This is a genomic window from Pseudomonas lijiangensis, from assembly GCF_018968705.1.
Taxonomy (GTDB): Bacteria; Pseudomonadota; Gammaproteobacteria; order Pseudomonadales; family Pseudomonadaceae; genus Aquipseudomonas; species Aquipseudomonas lijiangensis.
Genome location: NZ_CP076668.1, coordinates 3,897,764 through 3,916,577, shown reverse-complemented (window position 1 = coordinate 3,916,577; position 18,814 = coordinate 3,897,764). Strand labels below are relative to the sequence as shown.

General features: G+C 57.4%; 15 protein-coding genes and 1 pseudogene. 8 read left to right on the top strand and 8 right to left on the bottom strand.

Going from position 1 to position 18,814, the window contains the following annotated elements:
* Window position 1: 1 nt before the first annotated feature.
* The 3 genes from KQP88_RS16115 to vioA form a co-directional block, all read right to left on the bottom strand.
* Complete coding sequence (locus KQP88_RS16115) at window positions 2–3,523, bottom strand: glycosyltransferase (protein ID WP_216703591.1); 3,522 nt, start codon at window positions 3,521–3,523, stop codon at window positions 2–4.
* 73 nt (window positions 3,524–3,596) lie between these two features.
* Window positions 3,597–4,322 carry a class I SAM-dependent methyltransferase gene (locus tag KQP88_RS16110; protein ID WP_216703590.1) on the bottom strand — a complete coding sequence of 242 codons (726 nt, stop codon included), beginning with the start codon at window positions 4,320–4,322 and terminating at the stop codon, window positions 3,597–3,599.
* 2 nt (window positions 4,323–4,324) lie between these two features.
* Window positions 4,325–5,440, bottom strand: coding sequence for a dTDP-4-amino-4,6-dideoxy-D-glucose aminotransferase VioA (vioA, locus tag KQP88_RS16105; protein ID WP_200992407.1), 1,116 nt, complete (start codon window positions 5,438–5,440; stop codon window positions 4,325–4,327).
* Between the two features lie 382 nt (window positions 5,441–5,822).
* Between vioA and KQP88_RS16100 the strand changes: the two genes are divergently transcribed.
* Together KQP88_RS16100 and KQP88_RS16095 are read left to right on the top strand one after the other, a co-directional pair.
* Window positions 5,823–7,064 (top strand): glutamine synthetase family protein, encoded by a 1,242-nt coding sequence (locus KQP88_RS16100; protein ID WP_216705977.1) that lies wholly within the window; start codon window positions 5,823–5,825, stop codon window positions 7,062–7,064.
* Window positions 7,065–7,118: 54 nt separating this feature from the next.
* On the top strand, window positions 7,119–8,489 hold the full coding sequence (locus tag KQP88_RS16095; protein ID WP_216703589.1) for an MFS transporter: 1,371 nt from the start codon (window positions 7,119–7,121) through the stop codon (window positions 8,487–8,489).
* Between the two features lie 92 nt (window positions 8,490–8,581).
* Here KQP88_RS16095 and KQP88_RS16090 read toward each other — a convergent pair whose 3' ends face one another.
* The 4 genes from KQP88_RS16090 to flgA form a co-directional block, all read right to left on the bottom strand.
* Entirely contained in the window at window positions 8,582–9,328 is a 747-nt protein-coding gene (locus tag KQP88_RS16090) for a flagellar brake protein (protein ID WP_216703588.1), read from the bottom strand.
* A gap of 82 nt (window positions 9,329–9,410) precedes the next feature.
* Complete coding sequence (locus tag KQP88_RS16085; protein ID WP_200993374.1) at window positions 9,411–9,878, bottom strand: flagella synthesis protein FlgN; 468 nt, start codon at window positions 9,876–9,878, stop codon at window positions 9,411–9,413.
* Window positions 9,879–9,928: 50 nt separating this feature from the next.
* Entirely contained in the window at window positions 9,929–10,246 is a 318-nt protein-coding gene (gene flgM, locus KQP88_RS16080) for a flagellar biosynthesis anti-sigma factor FlgM (protein ID WP_200993373.1), read from the bottom strand.
* Window positions 10,247–10,408: 162 nt separating this feature from the next.
* On the bottom strand, window positions 10,409–11,167 hold the full coding sequence (flgA, locus tag KQP88_RS16075) for a flagellar basal body P-ring formation chaperone FlgA (RefSeq protein ID WP_200993372.1): 759 nt from the start codon (window positions 11,165–11,167) through the stop codon (window positions 10,409–10,411).
* A gap of 79 nt (window positions 11,168–11,246) precedes the next feature.
* On the opposite strand from flgA, the gene KQP88_RS16070 reads away from it, so the two are divergent.
* Together KQP88_RS16070 and cheR are read left to right on the top strand one after the other, a co-directional pair.
* Complete coding sequence (locus KQP88_RS16070) at window positions 11,247–12,179, top strand: chemotaxis protein CheV (protein ID WP_198728470.1); 933 nt, start codon at window positions 11,247–11,249, stop codon at window positions 12,177–12,179.
* Between the two features lie 23 nt (window positions 12,180–12,202).
* On the top strand, window positions 12,203–13,054 hold the full coding sequence (cheR, locus tag KQP88_RS16065; protein WP_200993371.1) for a protein-glutamate O-methyltransferase CheR: 852 nt from the start codon (window positions 12,203–12,205) through the stop codon (window positions 13,052–13,054).
* 149 nt (window positions 13,055–13,203) lie between these two features.
* On the opposite strand, the gene KQP88_RS16060 is transcribed toward cheR, so the two are convergent.
* Entirely contained in the window at window positions 13,204–13,632 is a 429-nt protein-coding gene (locus tag KQP88_RS16060) for a flagellar protein FlhE (protein WP_216703587.1), read from the bottom strand.
* 469 nt (window positions 13,633–14,101) lie between these two features.
* Here KQP88_RS16060 and KQP88_RS16055 point away from each other — a divergent pair.
* The 4 genes and pseudogenes from KQP88_RS16055 to KQP88_RS16040 all read left to right on the top strand — a co-directional run.
* Window positions 14,102–14,681 (top strand): annotated as a pseudogene (locus KQP88_RS16055) (ABC transporter ATP-binding protein); the annotation flags it as partial.
* Between the two features lie 168 nt (window positions 14,682–14,849).
* Window positions 14,850–16,064, top strand: coding sequence for an ABC transporter permease (locus KQP88_RS16050; protein ID WP_216703586.1), 1,215 nt, complete (start codon window positions 14,850–14,852; stop codon window positions 16,062–16,064).
* Window positions 16,057–17,532, top strand: coding sequence for a TolC family protein (locus KQP88_RS16045; protein WP_200993368.1), 1,476 nt, complete (start codon window positions 16,057–16,059; stop codon window positions 17,530–17,532). The genes KQP88_RS16050 and KQP88_RS16045 overlap by 8 nt, the downstream gene beginning before the upstream one ends.
* Window positions 17,525–18,805: an efflux RND transporter periplasmic adaptor subunit gene (locus tag KQP88_RS16040; RefSeq protein WP_216703585.1), complete on the top strand. Its 1,281-nt coding sequence runs from the start codon at window positions 17,525–17,527 to the stop codon at window positions 18,803–18,805. The genes KQP88_RS16045 and KQP88_RS16040 overlap by 8 nt, the downstream gene beginning before the upstream one ends.
* Window positions 18,806–18,814: the final 9 nt, after the last annotated feature.

Below are 18,814 nucleotides of genomic sequence, written 5' to 3'. Positions count from 1 at the left end.
TTCAGCTTAGCCAGGCATCGCGCCAGGTTTGCAGGTGAGCCTCATCCAGCATCCAGTGCCGAGTGACCTCCTGTTTCAGTGCATCGCCCATTCGGGCGCAGGCATCCAGGTCATCCATGTGCGCATTGATGGCTTCGATCCAGGCAGCGGTTTCATTCTTGACCCGCGTAACCGGCAGGCTGCCCTGATAGCACAGGATGTCGCTGCAAATCACCGGGAAGCCGCAAGCTCCGAACTCGAGCAGAGACACCGCGCTTTTGCTCTGGTTGATCAAGTGTGGCTGAGCCGGAGCCAGGACCAGATCCAGATCCAGGCTGGCCAGTGCGCCAGGAAACAGAGCGCCTTCAACAGGGGAGCGCAGTTCGTGGATATAGGGGCGCAGCCACCTTGTGCAAGGTCCCATGATGACCCACTCCACCTTGTCGGCCAGCGCTTTTATCACGCCTGAGAGCATCAAAAGGTCGGCCTGCTGGTGAGCGCTGCCAACCCAGCCTACACGTGGCTTGGTGCGTGTCCTGCGCCGGCTTTCCAGACTCAGCCAGGTATCAGGCGACAGCCTGGTTTCGATGACCTGCACGTTCGGATGCACGTCCTGAAGCAGTTCGGCCAGCGCCGGGGTCGGCACGGTTACCCGGTCCGCCCGTGCCAGTGTGTACTGCAACGAGGCTTGTATCGCTGCAAGCGGTGGGGCGTTTTTATCGATCTCATTGAAAACGGGATATTCAGGCAGGTCGTAGATCACCAGGGCGTTGGTGTGGTCCTTGATGGCGTTGATTCTGCCCATTGCGCTTTCGTTGACCGGCCCTTGAATCACGACCGAATCCGGACTGAGTCTGGCGATTTCTGCCAGCACAAGTGGGTTGTGTTCAACTATGGCATCGACCTTTTGGCCAGTGCGCAGTCCTTGCAGAGGATCGGTAATGCGCTTGCCTGTGTCGCCACGATTGCCGGGTTGTGCCAGCACGACGGGCAGCGGGCGATGTATCAGGGGGCGCCAGCTCAACTCAGGGTTGCTCTGGGTGACGAAACCGGATGCCTGCAACGCCAGGTTCTTGTTGTAGGCCGGGTCCCAGGCCATGTAATGCAGCCACCTGTGGTACAGAGCGCGAGTGGCGAAGTCCAGTTGTTGGGCATCGGTTTCGATGGTCACGGATCTGAGCGCGAGGATCGAGTGCGGTGTCCAGACGACCAGATGCCCGGTGTCGCGAACTTTCAGGCAGAGGTCGACATCGTTGAAGTGCTCGTGGAACAGATGCTCGTTCAGACCCTGAACATCGTCATACAGGGACTTGCGCACGATCAGGCATGAACCACTGACAGCACTGTAGTTCTGGTCCGTATCCAGTCGTTGCGACTGACTGGCACAGGACGCCAGATCCTTGGAGGTCACAGCGCCTGCTGTACCGTTGAGGCCCACGATGATGCCTGCCTGCACGACGTTTCCATCGGGCGAAACCATTTTGGCGCCCACGATCCCGACCTCGGGTCGCAGCGCGTGATTGAGCAGGTTGTCCAGCCAGTCTCTCTGGATGATCGAGGCATTGCTGGCCAGCATCAAAAGGTAGTCGCCCCTGGCGTTGCGGGCTGCAGAGTTGAAGAGTGCCGATGTGCTCAGGGTTTCTTCATGGCGCAGGATACGGATTCTGTCCGACTGCATCGACTCGATGGTCGCCAGCCATTCGATGGTCTGAGACGACTGACTGTTGTTGTCGGCAACCAGAATTTCATAGTGCGGATAGGTCGTGTTTTCCAGAATGCTTTCGATACAAGGCAGCAGGGTATCCAGCTGCTCCTGTGAGATCACGAGAATGGAAACCAGAGGCTGGTCGGTCTGGCCGTATTCGATGCGGTAATGGCCTGCCTCGGTGGCATGAACCGCGCCGTTGACATAGCCACGGGCAAGCAGATGGCGTTGCAGCGTATTGGCTTCGTCGTAGTTGTGCAGGTGGTGCCTTTGTGGCGCTATGACCAGCGGCTCTGAGGCATGTACGAACTCGGTAAAGCCGGCATCTTCGATCATGCGCAGGATCAGGTCCAGCTCCAGGGCATTGGCATACGCTGGGTCAAACCCGCCCACGGCCAGGGCCTTGTTTCGATTGAACAGCCAGTGGCGGCTGGTTGCTGAAGGGCAGGACAACAGGTAGTCCAGGCTGAAGTCTGGGCGAAACACGAGGCTGGCACCGCTCTTTGCATCCAGAGCCACTTCATCGCCAAACAGGGCGCAGGCATCCGGTGCTTCAATCAGCTTCATGACGGCACACAGCAGGCCGCTCTGGGTGAAGGTCGTGCCTGCGTCGACCAGAATCCACCAGTCATGGACGTTTTCCTGCATCAGCCCATTGAGGACTGACCCACGATTTTCCAGATCAGCCGACAGCCATGGCAATTGTGCCTGGAGCGGGGTTTGCGTCGACTGATCGTAGTCGGCCAGGATGAAGACCTTGAGCCTGTCCAGCAGCGGCGCCTCGGAGGCCAGGCTTTGCAGGGTGCTCAGGACACTCTCGGGTTGATTGTTGAAGTCCGAGACGACAATCGCGACCGAAGGGCCTCCATCATGGCTGCTCAGGTAGTCCGCAAGGAGTGAGTGCTCGGCTGGCGATGGTCGGCGTTTGCCCAGCCAGCCTGCGTATTGCGTATTGCGTTTTGTGGCTTCTGGTCTTCTGTCGAAATGGGCGCGCAGGTCAAGTTCCTGAATATGGTCGCGCTGTGACAGCGGAGCGATCTTGACCGTGTCGTTGAGCCCGTCGGGACGAACCCAGCCCAGTTCACGGGTAATACGGTAGTGATTGGCATGCCCTTCGCGTGGGAGCGTCGGATCGACACGAAACCCTTCACTGCTCTGCTGATCCGAAACGCGGAAATATGAAAGTGTTCGTGCAAGCATGGCCAGGTTGCCCTGGCGCAACAGTTTCAGATAGAGCGCGACATCGCCCAGCCCCCAGATCAATGTCTGGTTGAGCGACATGATGTCTTGCCCGAAAGCGAGTACATCCTCGCGACGGCACATCACCGAACTGGGCTCGCCCACGAAGTTGATGGGGTTCTGGGAGAGAAACGAAACCAGCTCCGGACCGTCCAGAACGACGTTTTTTCCGAAGGGGTTGAGGGTGGCCAGATTGTCGGGCAGCAGATCGCCGTTGCTGTCGATTCTCTTTCGGGTGGCGGACACAAGCTTGATATCCGGGCTGTCATGCAGCACATCGAACTGCAGGCGCACGCAATCCGGGACGAGGATGTCATCGTCGTAGAGAAACTTGATGTATTCACCACGGGCCTGGCTGATGCCGTATGCAATATTGTGTGGTTCGCCCAGTGAGGTGGCATTTTTCAGATAGCGAATGGGCCAGCGGCTGTCGGGGCTGAGCTTGTCGACAATATTTTTGATGCCGTCATCCCGGCAGTCATCGCAGACCAGAATTTCGATCTCGTCATGGTTCTGTCGCAGTGCGCTGGCAAGCGCTGCCTCAAAAAAAGCAGGCTTGTAGGCGGGAATAACAATACTGACCAGGCGTGAAGAACTCATCGCAATACCACATGTGAAGAGAGTAGGGAGGACCGGCCGTTCAACGGGGTCGGTGCAAGTGGGCAGGCTTTGCTCAACACTTGCGGCCTATGTACAGAACCGATTGCTCGGTGATGCCGTGCTGTTTGAATACGCCATCACCGAAGGCCCGGGTGCCCAGTGCATCGACCTGGAAGCCGGCTGTTTCCAGGCGGCCAATGAAGTCGTGTTTTGCATACATGCGCACGTGATCGTCCTGGCCAAAACGCGCCCAGCGCTCATCCACGCTCTCTTCATCCGGGTCTTCGTCGGTGGTGGTAGCTGTCAGCAGCAAGGGCACCATCAGGATGGCCGAGCCGCCCTTGGCCAGCACGCGATAGAGCTCGGACATGGCTTTGGCGTCGTCACGCACATGTTCGAGTACGTGTGAGCAGACGATGAGGTCGAAGGACTCATCGGCATAGATGTTCATGTCCATGATGTCGACCTTGTCATCGGCCATGGGCGAAAACAGGTCTGCCGAGCGATAGCGGGCATTGGGCAGGCTGCGCAGAAACTTTGACAGCACCGGCGCTGGTGCAATGTCCAGAATGCGCAGTTCCTTGCCTTCCGGGTTGTTCAGCAGGTGCATGGAGAACAGGGCATAGAGCCGGTCACGATCGGAGGCGAGGCACTCAGGGCAGCTGTACTGGCCGACATTGAGTGTTTCGAAGTCCTCGATCGAGTAATAGACGTTCAAGCGATGGAGGGCTTCCAGATGACCTTTTCCCAAGGGATAGAAATTCGGAAAACGACAGGAGCATACCGGGCACGTTCGCATGGTTAGTTCTCATTACTTGCAGAGACAATCACGTCGATGATGCTGTCGAAGGCTTCATCGGTGAGGCTGTCGAAAATGGGCAGACAGAGGATCTGGTTGGACAGATCGGTAGCGACAGGCAGGCGATCAGGTTTGGCCGAGTCCAGGCCCCTGTACATCGGGAAGGTGGAAATCAGCGGGTAGAAATAGCGACGTGCGAGGATATTGTTGTCGCGCATGCGTTGATAAAGGTCATCTCGGGATACGGCAAACTCTTTTCTGACCAGCACCGGGAAGTACGAGTAATTGTGCTTCTCGGTGCTCTGCCAGACGATGTCGATACCGGGCACCGAGGCCAGCGCCTCCCGATAGCGTTCGTCGATGCGCTGACGTTTCAGAAGCGCCTGGTCGATGTGTTGCAGTTGCAAGAGACCGAAAGCGGCATTCACTTCGCTCATCTTGCCGTTGATGCCGGGCGCGACCACCGTGACTTCATCGGCGAAGCCGAAGTTCTTCAGGTAGTCGATGCGTTGCTTGGTTTTCGCATCCGGGCTGACGATGGCGCCGCCTTCAAAGGTGTTGAATACCTTGGTGGCGTGGAAGCTCAGTACCGACAGGTCGCCGTGATTGAGCAGGCTTTCGCCACGGAACTGCACGCCGAAGGCATGGGCTGCGTCATAGATGACTTTCAGGCCGTAACGGTCGGCGATCTGTTGAATGCGGTCCACATCGCAAGGAATCCCGTAACAATGCACCGGCATGATGGCTGTGGTTGCCGGAGTAATGGCTTCCTCGATGCGGTCCGGGTCCAGGCTGTAGGTGTTGGGGTCGATGTCGACGAAGACCGGTGTCAGGTCATTCCACAGCAAGGAGTGTGCGGTGGCGACGAAGGAGTAGGGCGTGGTGATGACTTCGCCCTTGATTCGCAGCGCCTGGATGGCGGTCATCAGCGCCAGGGTGCCATTGGAAAACAGCGAAAGATGCTGGACGCCCAGATACTCGGCCAGCTCTTTTTCGAGCTGCTGGTGAAACGGGCCGCCGTTGGTGAGCTGATGGCTTTGCCAGATCTTTTCGAGGTAGGGAATGAATTCCTCAAGAGGCGGTAACAGGGGACGAGTTACGGGAATCGATGCGCTCATGGAGACTTCTCTACTCGTGTCGCAGATGATTGCTGCTCGGCAGGACATTTCTTGACGCTTCACCCGTTCGCGGGAATGGCGTTGACATAAAAATGGCAGCCAAACTGTTTTGCCGATGGTAAAAGCAAAAAACCGGCCAAGAGTGCCGTGCCGCGTTTCGGGTGCTCCGGGTTGTGATCCTGTCGAGGAAGTGTTTTCAGTGCTTGATATTGAGAACGCCCGGTGAGTATTTTGTACAGATGCCGAAAGACGGTCCCCATGACAATCAAAGGATTGAGCAATGACCTGCAGTGACCCCCATTCCCTTGCGCAACGGTTGGTGGGCATCGATGAAGTGGAATGCGTTACGCCTGATCTCAATGGCGTGCCACGAGGCAAGGTGATGACCGCTGCCGGTTTCCTTGAGGGGCGTCGCCTGCAACTGGCCAGTGGCGTATTGCTGCAATGCATCATGGGAGGCTATCCACCCGCGCGCTTTTACAGCAGTGATGATGGCGACCTTGCTCTGGTCGCTGATCCGCAACAGATCCATCGCCTGCCCTGGAGCGAGCAGCCGCGCGCATTGGCGATCTGTGATGCTGACAATCTGAGTGGTGAAGGTTGCGAGTTGTCGACGCGGGTACAACTGAAGGCCGTCATTGCCCGCTATGCCGAGCGCGGTCTGGTGCCGGTGGTGGCGACTGAACTCGAATTCTTTGTCTTTGCCTCCAATCCTGATCCTTGCCAGGCCTTTGTGCCGCCGGTGGGGCTGGATGGTCGGCGTGAAGAAGGTTTTTCGGCCTTCAGTATCAGTTCCAATAATGGCCTGCGCCCGTTCTTCAGGGAGGTCTACCAATGCATGGCGGAACTGGGGCTGCCGCGTGACACGGTCATGCATGAGATGGGCGTCAGCCAGTTCGAGATCAATCTCTGGCATGGCGACCCTTTGTTGCTGGCTGACCAGACCTTCCTGTTCAAGCACCTGCTCAAGGAGGTCGGGCTCAAGCACGGTCTGAACGTGGTGTGTATGGCCAAGCCGTTGGCGCAGACGGCGGGCAGCTCGATGCATATTCACCAGAGCGTGGTGGAGTCGGCGTCTGGGCGTAATGTGTTCAGCGATGATCAGGGGCTGCCGACGGATATCTTCCGGCATTTCATTGCGGGGCAGCAGGCATGCCTTGGCGATTTCACGGCGTTGTTCGCACCCCACGTGAATTCCTACCTGCGACTGTTTCATCCTTATGCATCGCCCAATAATGTCTGCTGGTCCCTGGATAACCGCAGTGCGGGGCTGCGCATTCCGGCGAGTTCGCCTGTGGCCCGAAGGGTGGAGAATCGCCTGCCGGGTGCCGATGCCAATCCTTATCTGGCGATTGCCGCGAGTCTGGCGGCAGGTCTGTATGGCATCGAACACAGGCTAGAGCCCACCGCTCCTGTGCAGGGGGAAATCGAGGTGCCGGAAGAATTGGCATTGCCGTGTACCTTGCACGCTGCTCTGGAGCGTCTGAAGCGCAGTCCGTTGGCCAAGGAACTGTTTGGTCATGTGTTTATCGAAGGCTACATCGCCTCGAAGACCATGGAACTGACCAGTTTTCTTGATGAAATAACCCCTTGGGAGCGGCGTGTGCTGGGTGCCCAGGTCTAAGAACCGTTGTTTTGGCGTCGCCTGTGCGGGCGACTCTTTATTTTTGGAATCTCCATGCGTCAAATCTGGAAGTCTTTTCGGGGTCTGTATTTTGCTTCGCTGATGATGTTGATCGGCTCGGGTCTTTTAAGCACCTACCTGGCCTTGCGGCTGGCGGCCGATGAGGTCGACGGTCTGTGGATCGGTGCGATGATGGCCGCCAACTATTTCGGGTTGGTGCTGGGCGGCAAAGTCGGGCACCGCCTGATCGGCCGGGTAGGGCACATCCGTGCCTATGCGACCTGCGCCGGGATCGTGGGCGCTGCGGTGCTGGGACTTGGGCTGATCAACTGGCTGCCGGCCTGGCTGTTCCTGCGCATGATCGTCGGGTTGGGGATGATGTGTCAGTACATGGTGGTCGAAAGCTGGCTCAACGAGCAGGCGGCGGCACGCCAGCGAGGCATGGTCTTCAGCGGCTACATGATTGCGTCGTACCTGGGACTGGTCTTGGGGCAACTGATTCTGGTGGTTCATCCAGGGCTCGGGCCTGAGCTGCTGATGCTGATCGCCATGTGTTTTGCCCTGTGTCTGGTGCCGGTGGCCATGACCCGCAGCATTCACCCTGCGCCACTGCGTCCGGCGCCGCTGGAGCCGCGCTTTTTCATCAGCCGTGTGCCGCAGTCGCTGACCACGGTGCTGGCTTCCGGGCTTATCGTCGGAGCCTTTTATGGTCTGGCGCCGCTGTATGCCGCCCAGCAAGGTCTGTCGACTGAGCATGTGGGTATGTTCATGGGTTTCTGCATTCTTGCCGGCCTTTTGGTGCAATGGCCGCTGGGCCTGCTTTCCGACCGCTATGACCGGGCGCAACTGATGCGTACCTTCGCGGGTGTCCTGGTGATTGCCGCCTTGCCGCTTGCGGTGCTGCCGAGCATGCCGCTGGAAATGCTGCTGGTGGTGGGTTTCATTGCTTCGCTGGTGCAGTTCAGCCTGTACCCGCTGGCGGTGGCTTTTGCCAACGACCACGTCGAGGGCGAGCGGCGTGTGTCGCTGACAGCCATGCTGCTGATGACCTTCGGCATTGGCGCCAGCATTGGCCCGCTGGTAGCCGGTGCTCTGATGAAGCAGTTCGGCAGCAACATGCTTTATGCGTTTGTCTGTTTCATCTCACTGGTACTGGCGCTGCTGACCCGACCTAAAGCTGTTACCCATCAGCATCAGGTGGACGACGCGCCGCTGCATCACGTGGCAATGCCGGACAGCATGTCCAGTTCGCCACTGGTGGTAGCGCTTGACCCGCGGGTCGACGAGCAGGTGGTTCAGGAGCAGATGCAGGCGACGGTTGAGCCTGAGCCTGAGCCGGAACCTGAGCAGGAAGTCAGCGCCGAGCAGCCGGTGAAAGCGGCAAAGGTTGCTGAGGAAGAGGAAGAGGAAATCAATCGGCCCTGACAGAGGAGCGGGGCTGTAGGAGCGAATTTATTCGCGAAAGGCAGACGCAGCTCTTGGCCTTTCGCGAATGAATTCGCTCCTACGGGGTGCGATCAAAAATCGTCGTCTTTATCGAACCGACGCGCTTCGCGCTGCAGTTGATAAACGAAGCGTTCCACCTGGCGTTGTACCAGGCCGCTCATGTTGTGGAAGCGCACGCCTGCGAAAGTGGTGTGGAATCTTTCTTCGAAGTGCAGGTAGCGCAGCTCGACCGGCGCAGTCATCGCGCCGAAAGGCAGCTTGGCGATGAAACGCTCGTATACCTGACCCAGTTGCATACGCTCGGACACATCGCCCTCGAAACGCAGTTTGCAGCCGGTTGCCGAGATATCCAGGAGTTTGCCGACCAGAGGGGATTTGAGTCTGTCGCCACCGATTTCAATGTCGACCAGTTGTGCGAGCTTGAGGGCTGCACGGAAGGCGTTGCGACGCTGGTGGTAGATCACTTCAGTCGGCAGGGGGCCGCGGTAGAGGCGCTGGCCATCCACGTCGACGATGGTCATCTGATCCGAGCTTTCCCAGGCGATGCGCACACCGTCGTGGAAGCCTTCGACCCTGAACGATTCGCCATTGGCCAGGAATCGTTCACCGTCGCGTGGAATCATTTCATCGAGGGCCATGACATTACTGTCACGATCGACCTCGATCAGGTAGCTCTGGAAGCGTTGGGCGCGCTCATGAAAGGTAATGATCAGTGGATCATTATGTTCATGCAGTAACCGCAGGTTGGCGGCAATTTCCAAAGGTGTATTGAGGACCTTCGGGGGCTGCGGAGCATCATCCGCGATTGAGCCATTCACGTTTTAACTTCTCCAGGCAAAATACTACGGCAACGCAACAACAGGCATTCTGCCACTACGCACTGAACCTTGAAACAGGAAGTTACGCCTGACTCAGAGGGCGTGGTCTTGCTCTTCCTGCGGTCGATCCCCGGCTGTCGTACAGCGTCGGGGTATCGGCACCATTCAGGATGCGGAGCTGGTGAGCGGTTGTCACCTGCTGCAACTGGATAAGACTACCATTCTGCTCGTTGATAGCCTGGCACTCAGCGATCAATGCGCTCAGTTCATCGCTCGCGGCGAGAAGCTGTTCGCCCACATCCGAATGGCTGGCCAGCTCCTGGAGACCTTTGCGGTTCGCAGGTAGCCCAAGGCCGGCAAGTAACTGACTGCGTCTGCGGCCATGTTGCTCGAGGAGAATCACCAGCGCCTGTTTCTGCGCCAGGATATGTTCCATCTCGCCCATGTCGCGGCCATGCAGAACCAGTGACTCGGCCTGCAGCAACTCAAGCAGTTGCCGGGTCGGAGCCATGCCTTCGGTGATCATCTGAAGCAAAGTAGTATCTTGCATCGCATGCTCTGGTTTTCAAGCGTCCAGATTATCCACCGCAAGCACAGGGCTTAGCGCTGGGTTTCGAAGTTGAGCAGTTTGCTGGCTACGCGGTTGCTGTCCACTGTGTAGGTGCCGTCTGCAATCGCCTGCTTCAATTCGGCGACGCGAGCGCTGTTGACGGTTGGCAGATCGCCCAACTTATCAGTGATCTTCTGCAACTGCTGAGCCTCACTGCTCAAATGAACGGATTCCCCGGTGCCTTTGACGTTTGCAGCAGCTGCTGCAGACTCGGTTGCGCCGGTTTTACCGCTTTCCTTTGTAGTCCCGGTGCGCGAAACGCTACCGGCAGACTGTGAATTTCCAAGGCGACTGAAATCGATGACCATGATTGAAAAAACCTCTTGGGTGTTTGGACGCTTGCCTTGTTTTCGGCCCATCCCAAAAAAACTTTAGGCTTTGTGTGAAAAGCATATGGAACGGGCTTTCCACCGCGGGAATATGCACCGCAGTCTAGGAAAAACGCGCGTTCGACGCTAGCCTCAATCGATCTACATTGCGACTTCCACCTGCCCCGGGCCAGTGATATTGGCCTTGATGACGCGATTCGAATTCAGGTTTTTCACCCGTATCTGCTCGTTGAAACCGCCATCGGACAGCGCCTCGCCGGGCATGCGCACCGCCAGCGAGCCGCTACGGGCGGTAATGACCACCTGGTCGCCCTTGCGAACCATCTGTGGCTGTTCCAGAAATACGGGCGACATGACCTGGTCGATGACCGTTGGTCGGATTACCTTTTGCCCGACTGCCTGATCCAGTGAGGAGAGGAAACCCAGGCCCAGGCTGCCGATGTCCCTTTCCCTCAACATGACATCGTCCTGCGACACAATACTGTCGCGTTTCAAGGGGCGTACCGACACCACCACATTGCGAAACAGCTTCACTTCCGCCGGCACAAACACGGTCCATGGGGATGAGCCTTCACAGCGTACGCGTACGCTCACTCTGCCCAATGGCTTGGCGCTTTCCAGTTTTGCTGTCAAATCCTTGTCACAGGAACCCATGCGCATTCTGGGGTCCAGTTGCCTCACCTGAATTTCAAAACGGCCTTCAATCTGGTTGCTCGCTAAATAGTCTTCTACTGTGAACTCAAGAAACCCCTGTGTGACGCCGATAAGCTGTTCAGGCAGTGTGAAATTCTCGGCGCGGCCGTAGTTTGCAGTGCTTGAAAGGCACAGGAGAGCGATCACGCAGAGCAGTCTGCGGGTTTCCAGTTTCAGGTGTCGAAAAATTGTCGTCTTTGCGTTCATGGCGTATAAAAAGCAAGGCTCGTGCCGCTTGCCAAATCTGGTGTGTGGCGAACGGTGGCTTTTGTTAAGGGGGTCGGGCATGGCGGGTGTAATGGATTCGGTGAACCAGCGAACTCAGCTGGTCGGTCAGAATCGCCTTGAGCTGCTGTTATTCCGTCTGGACGGCAAGCAGCTCTATGGGATCAACGTATTCAAGGTTAAAGAAGTACTGCAATGCCCGAAACTGACCATCATGCCCAAGTCCAGCCGGATTGTGCGTGGTGTGGCCAACATTCGCGGTGGCACGATCCCGATCATGGATCTGGCAATGGCGACGGGTTCGACCGGAATGATTTCGCTGGTTAATTCCTTCGTCATCATTACCGAATACAACACCAAGGTTCAGGGTTTTCTGGTGCATTCGGTAGAACGCATCGTGAACATGAACTGGGAAGAGATTCATCCACCACCCAAGGGCACCGGACGCGATCACTACCTGACGGCCGTGACGCGTGTGGACAACCAGTTGGTGGAAATCATCGACGTCGAGAAGATTCTCGCCGAGGTGGCGCCGATTACCGAGGCTGTATCCCACGGCGTGATCGACGAAGAGACTCATAGCAAGGCTGTATCGTTGCGAGTGCTGACGGTCGATGACTCGTCGGTTGCGCGCAAGCAGGTGAGTCGCTGCCTGGAAACTGTCGGTGTCGAGGTGGTTGCCTTGAACGACGGGCGTCAGGCGCTGGATTACCTGCGTGCGATGGTTGAAGAGGGCAAGAAACCCGAAGAAGAGTTTCTGATGATGATTTCCGACATTGAAATGCCGGAGATGGATGGCTATACCCTTACAACAGCGATACGCAACGATCCGCGAATGCAGAAGCTGCACATCACCTTGCATACCTCGCTTTCCGGGGTGTTCAACCAGGCGATGGTAAAGAAAGTGGGTGCTGACGATTTTCTCGCGAAATTTCGACCTGATGACCTCGCGGCCAGGGTCGTGGCGCGGATCAAGGCGGCAGACAATAGCTAGGAGCGTCGCTCCTGGTGGTTCACATGATTTTGAGAGGCGGCACCTTGTCTTCTACAGGTAATTTGGATTTTGAACAGTTCCGGGTCTTTCTGGAAAAAGCCTGTGGCATCTTGCTGGGGGAAAACAAGCAGTACCTGGTCTCCAGCCGTCTCAACAAGCTGATGGAGCAGCAGGGACTCAAATCGTTGGGCGAACTGGTGCAGCGTATCCAGTCGCAACCCCGCAGCGGTTTGCGCGAACAGGTGGTCGATGCGATGACGACCAACGAAACCCTGTGGTTTCGTGATACCTATCCCTTTGAGGTGCTGAAGAACAGGGTGCTGCCAGAGCAGATCAAGGCCAGCCCGGGCCAGCGCTTGCGTATCTGGTCGGCGGCCTGTTCGTCGGGTCAGGAACCGTACTCGCTGTCGATGTCCATCGACGAGTTCGAGCGCAGCAATCCGGGCCAGCTCAAGGCGGGTGCACAGATCGTTGCAACCGACCTGTCCGGCTTGATGCTCACCAACTGCAAGACGGGCGAGTACGACAGCCTGGCAATCGGCCGCGGCCTGTCGCCGGATCGCCTGCAGCGCTACTTCGACGTGAAAAGTCCGGGTCGCTGGGTGGTGAAGGCTCCGATCAAGAGCCGTGTCGAGTTCCGCTCGTTCAACCTGCTCGACAGCTACGCAAGCCTGGGCAAGTTCGACATCGTGTTTTGCCGCAACGTGTTGATCTACTTCTCGGCCGAAGTGAAGAAAGACATCCTGCTGCGCATCCACGGCACGCTCAAGCCGGGTGGCTACCTGTTCCTGGGTGCTTCCGAAGCGCTTAACGGCTTGCCGGATCATTATCAGATGGTTCAGTGCAGTCCGGGGATTATCTACAAGGCCAAGTGATGGTGGTTGTAGGTATGAGCATGAAAGAGACCTTCGGGTCTCTTTTTTGTGGGTGTTCTTCTGATATGCAGGTTTTTAGTGCGCAGAGAAGTACTTGCCGAATCATGAGTGTTAAGTTTTTATGACTCGGCAAGTGCGTTTAGCGGGGATTAATTTTCCCAGTTAACGATGACTTGCAGTGGGCCGCCTGTGACAGGCGCGAATGAGCTTGAGCGATAGATGCGGTGGTACAGAAAGAAATTCTTGCTTGGCGATTTGTTTGCGAAAAAGGTGGTCGATCCGCTTCTCAGGGATGTCACATCAATGCAAGAGCTTGTATCTCCGTGACATAGGAGGGCATTGAAGGTTGCATTGGCGGGTATTGCACCGATTGTATAATTCCAACTGATAAATGTTATTTTCCCGCTTGCAGGAGTGGTGCCAATAATCGGAACAGTTGTGGTGTTCCATTGGTTCGTAGAGTAGGTGGGTTTAATATTAGCTGTTTGAGCGTATCCACCCCCTACTGCAAAGGCATTGCTGCCAATCGTTGCCAGTGCCAATGCTGCTGCACACCCAAGAATACCTTTTCTTTTCATTTTTAAGACTCCTTCTAATCCATGAGTTCGCATTCTTTGCGAAGCCCCTGCCTGTCTTGACAGGCGGCGGGAGCTTTATACCTTCTCATTTTTATTCAGGCAAGACAGTAACGTGAAAAATAATTTTAAGCAGTGCTGGTTCTTTCTAGCGCTCTTCGTGCTGAAAGATTTAATCTTTGTTTTTATGTTTTTTTGGCTTGAAATATTTTGAATTGTGTTTTGGTGGTAATGGTGGTCAGGTGCTGTGCTGTCTGAGTTTCTTATGATTTCCTACATGACTTTATTATTTGTCTTGTCATTTTTTGTATTATTTTTATTGGTGTGTTGAGTAAGCACTAAAGTTTTTCAGGGTTCATGCGTTGAGTGACAGTATGAATTTTTTTCCTTCATGCAAAAAAACGCTCCAACACCCTTTGTCGAGGTGATATAAGGGCGGGCGAATACGAGGTCATGGAGAAGGCTGTACGCAATGGAAGGGCACGTCACTCAGGAGCAATGCACAAGCGCCACGCCGCTACCTTGCACAAACCTGATTCAACTGGATCGTATCTGCCATTCCTATCAGGCAGGCGCGGTATCTCACTCGGTTCTGCACGATGTATCGCTGACCATCGAGCGCGGCCAGAGCTGTGCCATTGTCGGCAGCTCCGGCTCAGGCAAGAGTACGCTGCTCAATATCCTCGGCCTTCTTGATCGTCCGACAGCGGGCGGTCTGTTTCTGGATGGGCTGGACATGGGCGACGCTTCTGCACCGTCGCGTGCGAAGGTCCGTAACCGGCTCATCGGTTTTGTCTTCCAGAGTTTCAACCTCCTGCCGCGTCTGAATGCTCTGGATAACGTCGCCCTGCCGTTGCTGTATCGCGGCTATTCCCGCCACGCTGCGCGAGTGGCCGCGCAGCGAGAAATCGAGCGCGTGGGGCTGGCCGACAGGGCTCATCATCGTCCTGCCGAACTTTCCGGTGGGCAGCGGCAGAGAGTTGCCATTGCCCGTGCTCTTGTAGGGCAGCCAGCCCTGATTCTTGCCGATGAGCCGACCGGCAACCTCGACAGCGCTACGGCTGCCGAGATTCTTTCTCTGCTGCTTGCCCTGAACCGGGAGCAAGGCGTGACCTTGATTGTGGTTACGCACGACAACGCCCTGGCCCGGCACATGCAGCGTTGCCTGCATGTGCGTGATGGTTGTCTCGAAGAGCGGGTAGCGCCAGCCGGGATTGCTCATGTCTGAAGAGCGGTTCGCCCATTACGGCCCGTCGACAGGGCAGATATTCCTGGAGCCTCTGAACAGTTTGCGTCTCCTGGGGCGCCGATCGTTGCTGGCCTTGCTGGGCATTGCCGTGGGATGCGCTTCGGTGGTCGCCTTGTTGAACATTGGCCAGAACGCGGCCAACGAGGCCATCAGCGCGTTCAAGGGGCTTGGCAGCGATATGCTGGTGGTCAGCTTTGCGGCAGTGCCGGGAATGAAGATGCGTCCGGCCCCGGCAACGCTGGATGTCCCGGCGGTCATGGAGGCGGTTCCCGGAGTTCTTCATGTCGCGCCTGTCATGATGCTTTCGACCAGAGTGAGTTTTGATGGGCGCACGCATAATACGAATATCGCGGGTACTTCCAGTGATCTGGCGGCAGTGCTTGGATTGCGTGTTGCCCAGGGCCGGTTCCTTTCCAGTTACGACAGTCGCAGCACCTATGCCGTGCTGGGTGCGCAAGTGGCCCGGGAGCTGGGCATCGAGAGTCTTCGGGATGTGGCGGGGAGACGCATACAGATCGACGGTTATCTTTTTGAGGTGGTCGGGATCCTGTCCGGGCATGGGCAGAACCCGCTTATTCCCGTTTCCGTGGATGACGCTGTTTTCGTCCCCATCGAAGGCATGCGGCGCATCAGTTCAAAGCCGGAAATCACCAATGTCATTGCCAGGGGCGGGGGCGGCGAAACCCTGGAGCAGGATGGAAACGCCTTGAGCAGTTACCTGCAAACGCTGGCGCCAGGGCGCGATGTCCAGGTGCAGATTCCCCAGCAATTGATTGATGGTCTGGCGCAACAGTCCCGGACCTTTTCCTATCTGCTGGCGGGCCTGGGCGGTATTTCCCTGTTGGTAGGCGGTGTCGGGGTCATGAATGTGATGGTCATGAATGTGTCCGAGCGACGCCGTGAGATTGGTGTTCGCATGGCGCTGGGCGCGCGTCCTGTGGATATCGGGCGACTGTTTCTGCTGGAGGCGGCTGTGTTGTCCATTGCAGGAGCGACGATAGGCGCGTGTCTGGGGCTGCTGGCTGCCTGGCTGTTCTCGGTAGTGTCGGGCTGGGGATTCACCTTGTCGTTGCCTTCGCTCCCGCTGGGTATTGTCAGTTCGCTGCTGGTGGGGCTTTTCTTCGGATTGAACCCGGCCTTGATGGCGGCTCGCCTGGAACCGGTACAGGCGTTGCGCGATGATTGATCTCTGTCGGAGTCTGTTGGTGTGTTGCCTGGTTCTCGGTGGCCTTGAATCTGCCGTGGCGGCACCGCTTGTGCCGGGCGGTCCGAGCATGCCGGGTCGGGCAGTCTCCCTGAGTGAGCAGACGATCGAGCTGACCCTGGCCGATGCGGTATTTCTGGGGTTGCGGGACAACCGCTCCATTCGCAGTGCCTATCTTGATCGCATTGCCCAGAAGTTCGATTTGCGTGTTGCCCAGGACCTCTTTACGCCCAAGCTGGTACTCAGCAGCCGTTATCTGGCGACGCGCAATCAGAGCGATCACTATCGTCAGGCTGAAGTCATTCCCCAGACCACCATGCTGGGTGAGTACGGGACCCAGCTTTCCCTTGCCTGGTCGAATCAACTGACCATGGCCGACACGGCAGGCCGCACTCGTAACGATGGCGCAACCCTCACGGTCATTCAGCCTTTGTTGCGAGGTGCCGGAAAAGAGGTGGCCACAGCTCCCGTGCGGTTGGCGGTTCTTTCGGAGAAGGTCAACCGTCTGGCTCTGAAGTCTACGGTTTCGGACACCATCAACCGGATCATTACGGGGTATCGTGAATTGTTGCGTGCCCAGGAGCAGGTACGCATTGCGCGTGATGCGCTTGAGCGTTCACGTCAGTTGCTTGACGCAAACAGGGCGATGATTTCAGCGGGGCAAATGGCAGAGTTCGACATTGTTCAGACTGAAGCTGACGTCGCCACTCAGGAACTGGCGATAGAGGAGGCGGCCAACCAGCTGGATGCCAGTCGCCTTGAACTGTTGCGTCTCCTGGCCCTGGACCTGGGCACGCGATTGCGTGCGGTCGAGGTGCTTGATGCGCGTCGTATCGAGGTCAGTGCGCAGCAGGCTTTGCTCACTGCGAGGGAGCGGCAGCCTGCCTATCTCACTCGCTTGATTGCCGGCAAGCAGGCGGAAATCAATCTTCTTGTCGCCCGTAACGAGCGGTTATGGGATGTGTCATTGATCGGCGGTGCCACTCAGGTGCGTGATCGTTCCCAGAATGATTTCGGCCCCAGCACAAACCGTACCTGGGAGGGCTATGCCGGTGTTCAGATCGATATCCCGATTGGTGATTTGAGTCGGCGGCAAGCCGAGGTGCGAGCGCGGGTCGATGTGGAAAACCAGGAGCTGCTCCTGGCTGAGGCGAATCAGTCCCTGGCGCAGGATGTCGGGGATGGTGTGCGCGATCTGGGGACCCGTTGGCGACAGTATGAGATTTCCCAGAGGGCGCGTGAGTTGTCGCTTCGCAAACTGAATATCGAGCGGGAAAAACTGCAGTCCGGCCGCTCCAGCAACTTCCAGGTCCTGAGTTTCGAGGCCGACCTGCGCAATGCCGAAAATGCTCGCCTCAATGCATTGATTGCTTACCTCAATGCCCAGACAAGTCTGGATCAGACGCTGGGTACGACTCTGGAGAGCTGGGATATTGATCTCAATGACTAAGTATCTGACTCGATTGCGCACCTCTCGCGTCGGTGTTCGGGCTGCTGTCGCTGGCGTTGTTGCTGCCGGGCTTCTTGCGGGCCTTGTCTATGGCTATCAGTCGCAGTCCGAATCGGCATCGCCAGACGTTCGCTGGATAGCCGTGCAGCCGCAATTGCTGGAGAGTCAGTTGGGGCTGGTGGGGCGAATCGAGGCAGCCAGCCGATCAACGATGGCAGCTCCGTTTGAAGGTGTCGTGCAGCAGGTCGCTGTCGTCGAGGGGCAGCGGGTCGAGCGTGGTCAGCATTTGCTGACACTGGATACCGCACAACTGGATATCCAGTTGCGTGAGGCGCTGGCTGCCCAGTTGAAGCTTCAGCGCACAGTAAAGGATATGGAAAACTGGGCGCAGGGCGAAGAGGTGGCGCGTGCGCGTCGAGCACTCACAAGTGCTCAGTACGGACTGAGCGATACCGAGCGAAAACTGGCGGATACGCGCCGCTTGTTCGAGCGGGGTATTGTCGCGCGCATGGATGTGGATTCACTCGAGCAGCAGGCCAGGGTCCAGCGACTTGACATGACAGCCTCGCAGTCCGAATTGAATGCCGTCATGGAGAAGGGCAAGGGTGAAAATCGCCAGATAGCCGATATGGAGCTGGCCAATGCCCAGTCGCGTTATCAGGCCTTGCAGGCTCTGCATGCCCGCCGGGAAATCGAGGCGCCGTTCGCCGGGATTGTATTGCGCCCACAGAGGCCGGAAGGAGGCGTTGCGCCCTTGATCCAGCAAGGGATGCGCATGCCTCAGGGTACGCCGCTTTTCGAGCTGGCGAGTCTGGAGCAGATCCGGGCGGTTGCCCGTGTCGAAGAGGTGGATCTGCATCAACTGGCCGATGGCATGCCTGTGCAGGTCACGGGTGATGGCTTCGAGGGTATTACCCTGCAGGGAACCCTGTCTTCGATTGCTGCGCAGGGCGTGGCCCCCGATTTCGGCGGCGGCACGACGTACGAAGTGGTCATCAGCATCGCTTCCCTGACGCCTGCCCAGCAGGTGAAGGTCCGCCTTGGCATGAGTGCCCGGCTGGCGATCGTCACCTATCGGACTGACAACGGCTTCGCGGTGCCGCCTGAGGTGTTGCGCCAGGATGCCGAAGGCCGAACTTTCATTGTCTATCGCAAAGACATGGCCGATGCGCCGCAGCGGGTCATGGTCACTGCCGGTCGTGCGATGCCTCAGGGGGTCGAGGTTTCCGGCCTGAAACCCGGTTATGTCGAGTTGCCTGCCACCGCCCGCTGACAGGCTCAG

What these genes read in the sequence shown, in the direction of transcription:
- KQP88_RS16115 (WP_216703591.1), bottom strand. Translation starts at nt 3,523, where the DNA reads ATGAGTTCTTCACGCCTGGTCAGTATTGTTATTCCCGCCTACAAGCCT.
- KQP88_RS16110 (WP_216703590.1), bottom strand. Translation starts at nt 4,322, where the DNA reads ATGCGAACGTGCCCGGTATGCTCCTGTCGTTTTCCGAATTTCTATCCC.
- vioA (WP_200992407.1), bottom strand. Translation starts at nt 5,440, where the DNA reads ATGAGCGCATCGATTCCCGTAACTCGTCCCCTGTTACCGCCTCTTGAG.
- KQP88_RS16100 (WP_216705977.1), top strand. Translation starts at nt 5,823, where the DNA reads ATGACCGCTGCCGGTTTCCTTGAGGGGCGTCGCCTGCAACTGGCCAGT.
- KQP88_RS16095 (WP_216703589.1), top strand. Translation starts at nt 7,119, where the DNA reads ATGCGTCAAATCTGGAAGTCTTTTCGGGGTCTGTATTTTGCTTCGCTG.
- KQP88_RS16085 (WP_200993374.1), bottom strand. Translation starts at nt 9,878, where the DNA reads ATGCAAGATACTACTTTGCTTCAGATGATCACCGAAGGCATGGCTCCG.
- flgM (WP_200993373.1), bottom strand. Translation starts at nt 10,246, where the DNA reads ATGGTCATCGATTTCAGTCGCCTTGGAAATTCACAGTCTGCCGGTAGC.
- flgA (WP_200993372.1), bottom strand. Translation starts at nt 11,167, where the DNA reads ATGAACGCAAAGACGACAATTTTTCGACACCTGAAACTGGAAACCCGC.
- KQP88_RS16070 (WP_198728470.1), top strand. Translation starts at nt 11,247, where the DNA reads ATGGCGGGTGTAATGGATTCGGTGAACCAGCGAACTCAGCTGGTCGGT.
- cheR (WP_200993371.1), top strand. Translation starts at nt 12,203, where the DNA reads ATGATTTTGAGAGGCGGCACCTTGTCTTCTACAGGTAATTTGGATTTT.
- KQP88_RS16060 (WP_216703587.1), bottom strand. Translation starts at nt 13,632, where the DNA reads ATGAAAAGAAAAGGTATTCTTGGGTGTGCAGCAGCATTGGCACTGGCA.
- KQP88_RS16050 (WP_216703586.1), top strand. Translation starts at nt 14,850, where the DNA reads ATGTCTGAAGAGCGGTTCGCCCATTACGGCCCGTCGACAGGGCAGATA.
- KQP88_RS16045 (WP_200993368.1), top strand. Translation starts at nt 16,057, where the DNA reads ATGATTGATCTCTGTCGGAGTCTGTTGGTGTGTTGCCTGGTTCTCGGT.
- KQP88_RS16040 (WP_216703585.1), top strand. Translation starts at nt 17,525, where the DNA reads ATGACTAAGTATCTGACTCGATTGCGCACCTCTCGCGTCGGTGTTCGG.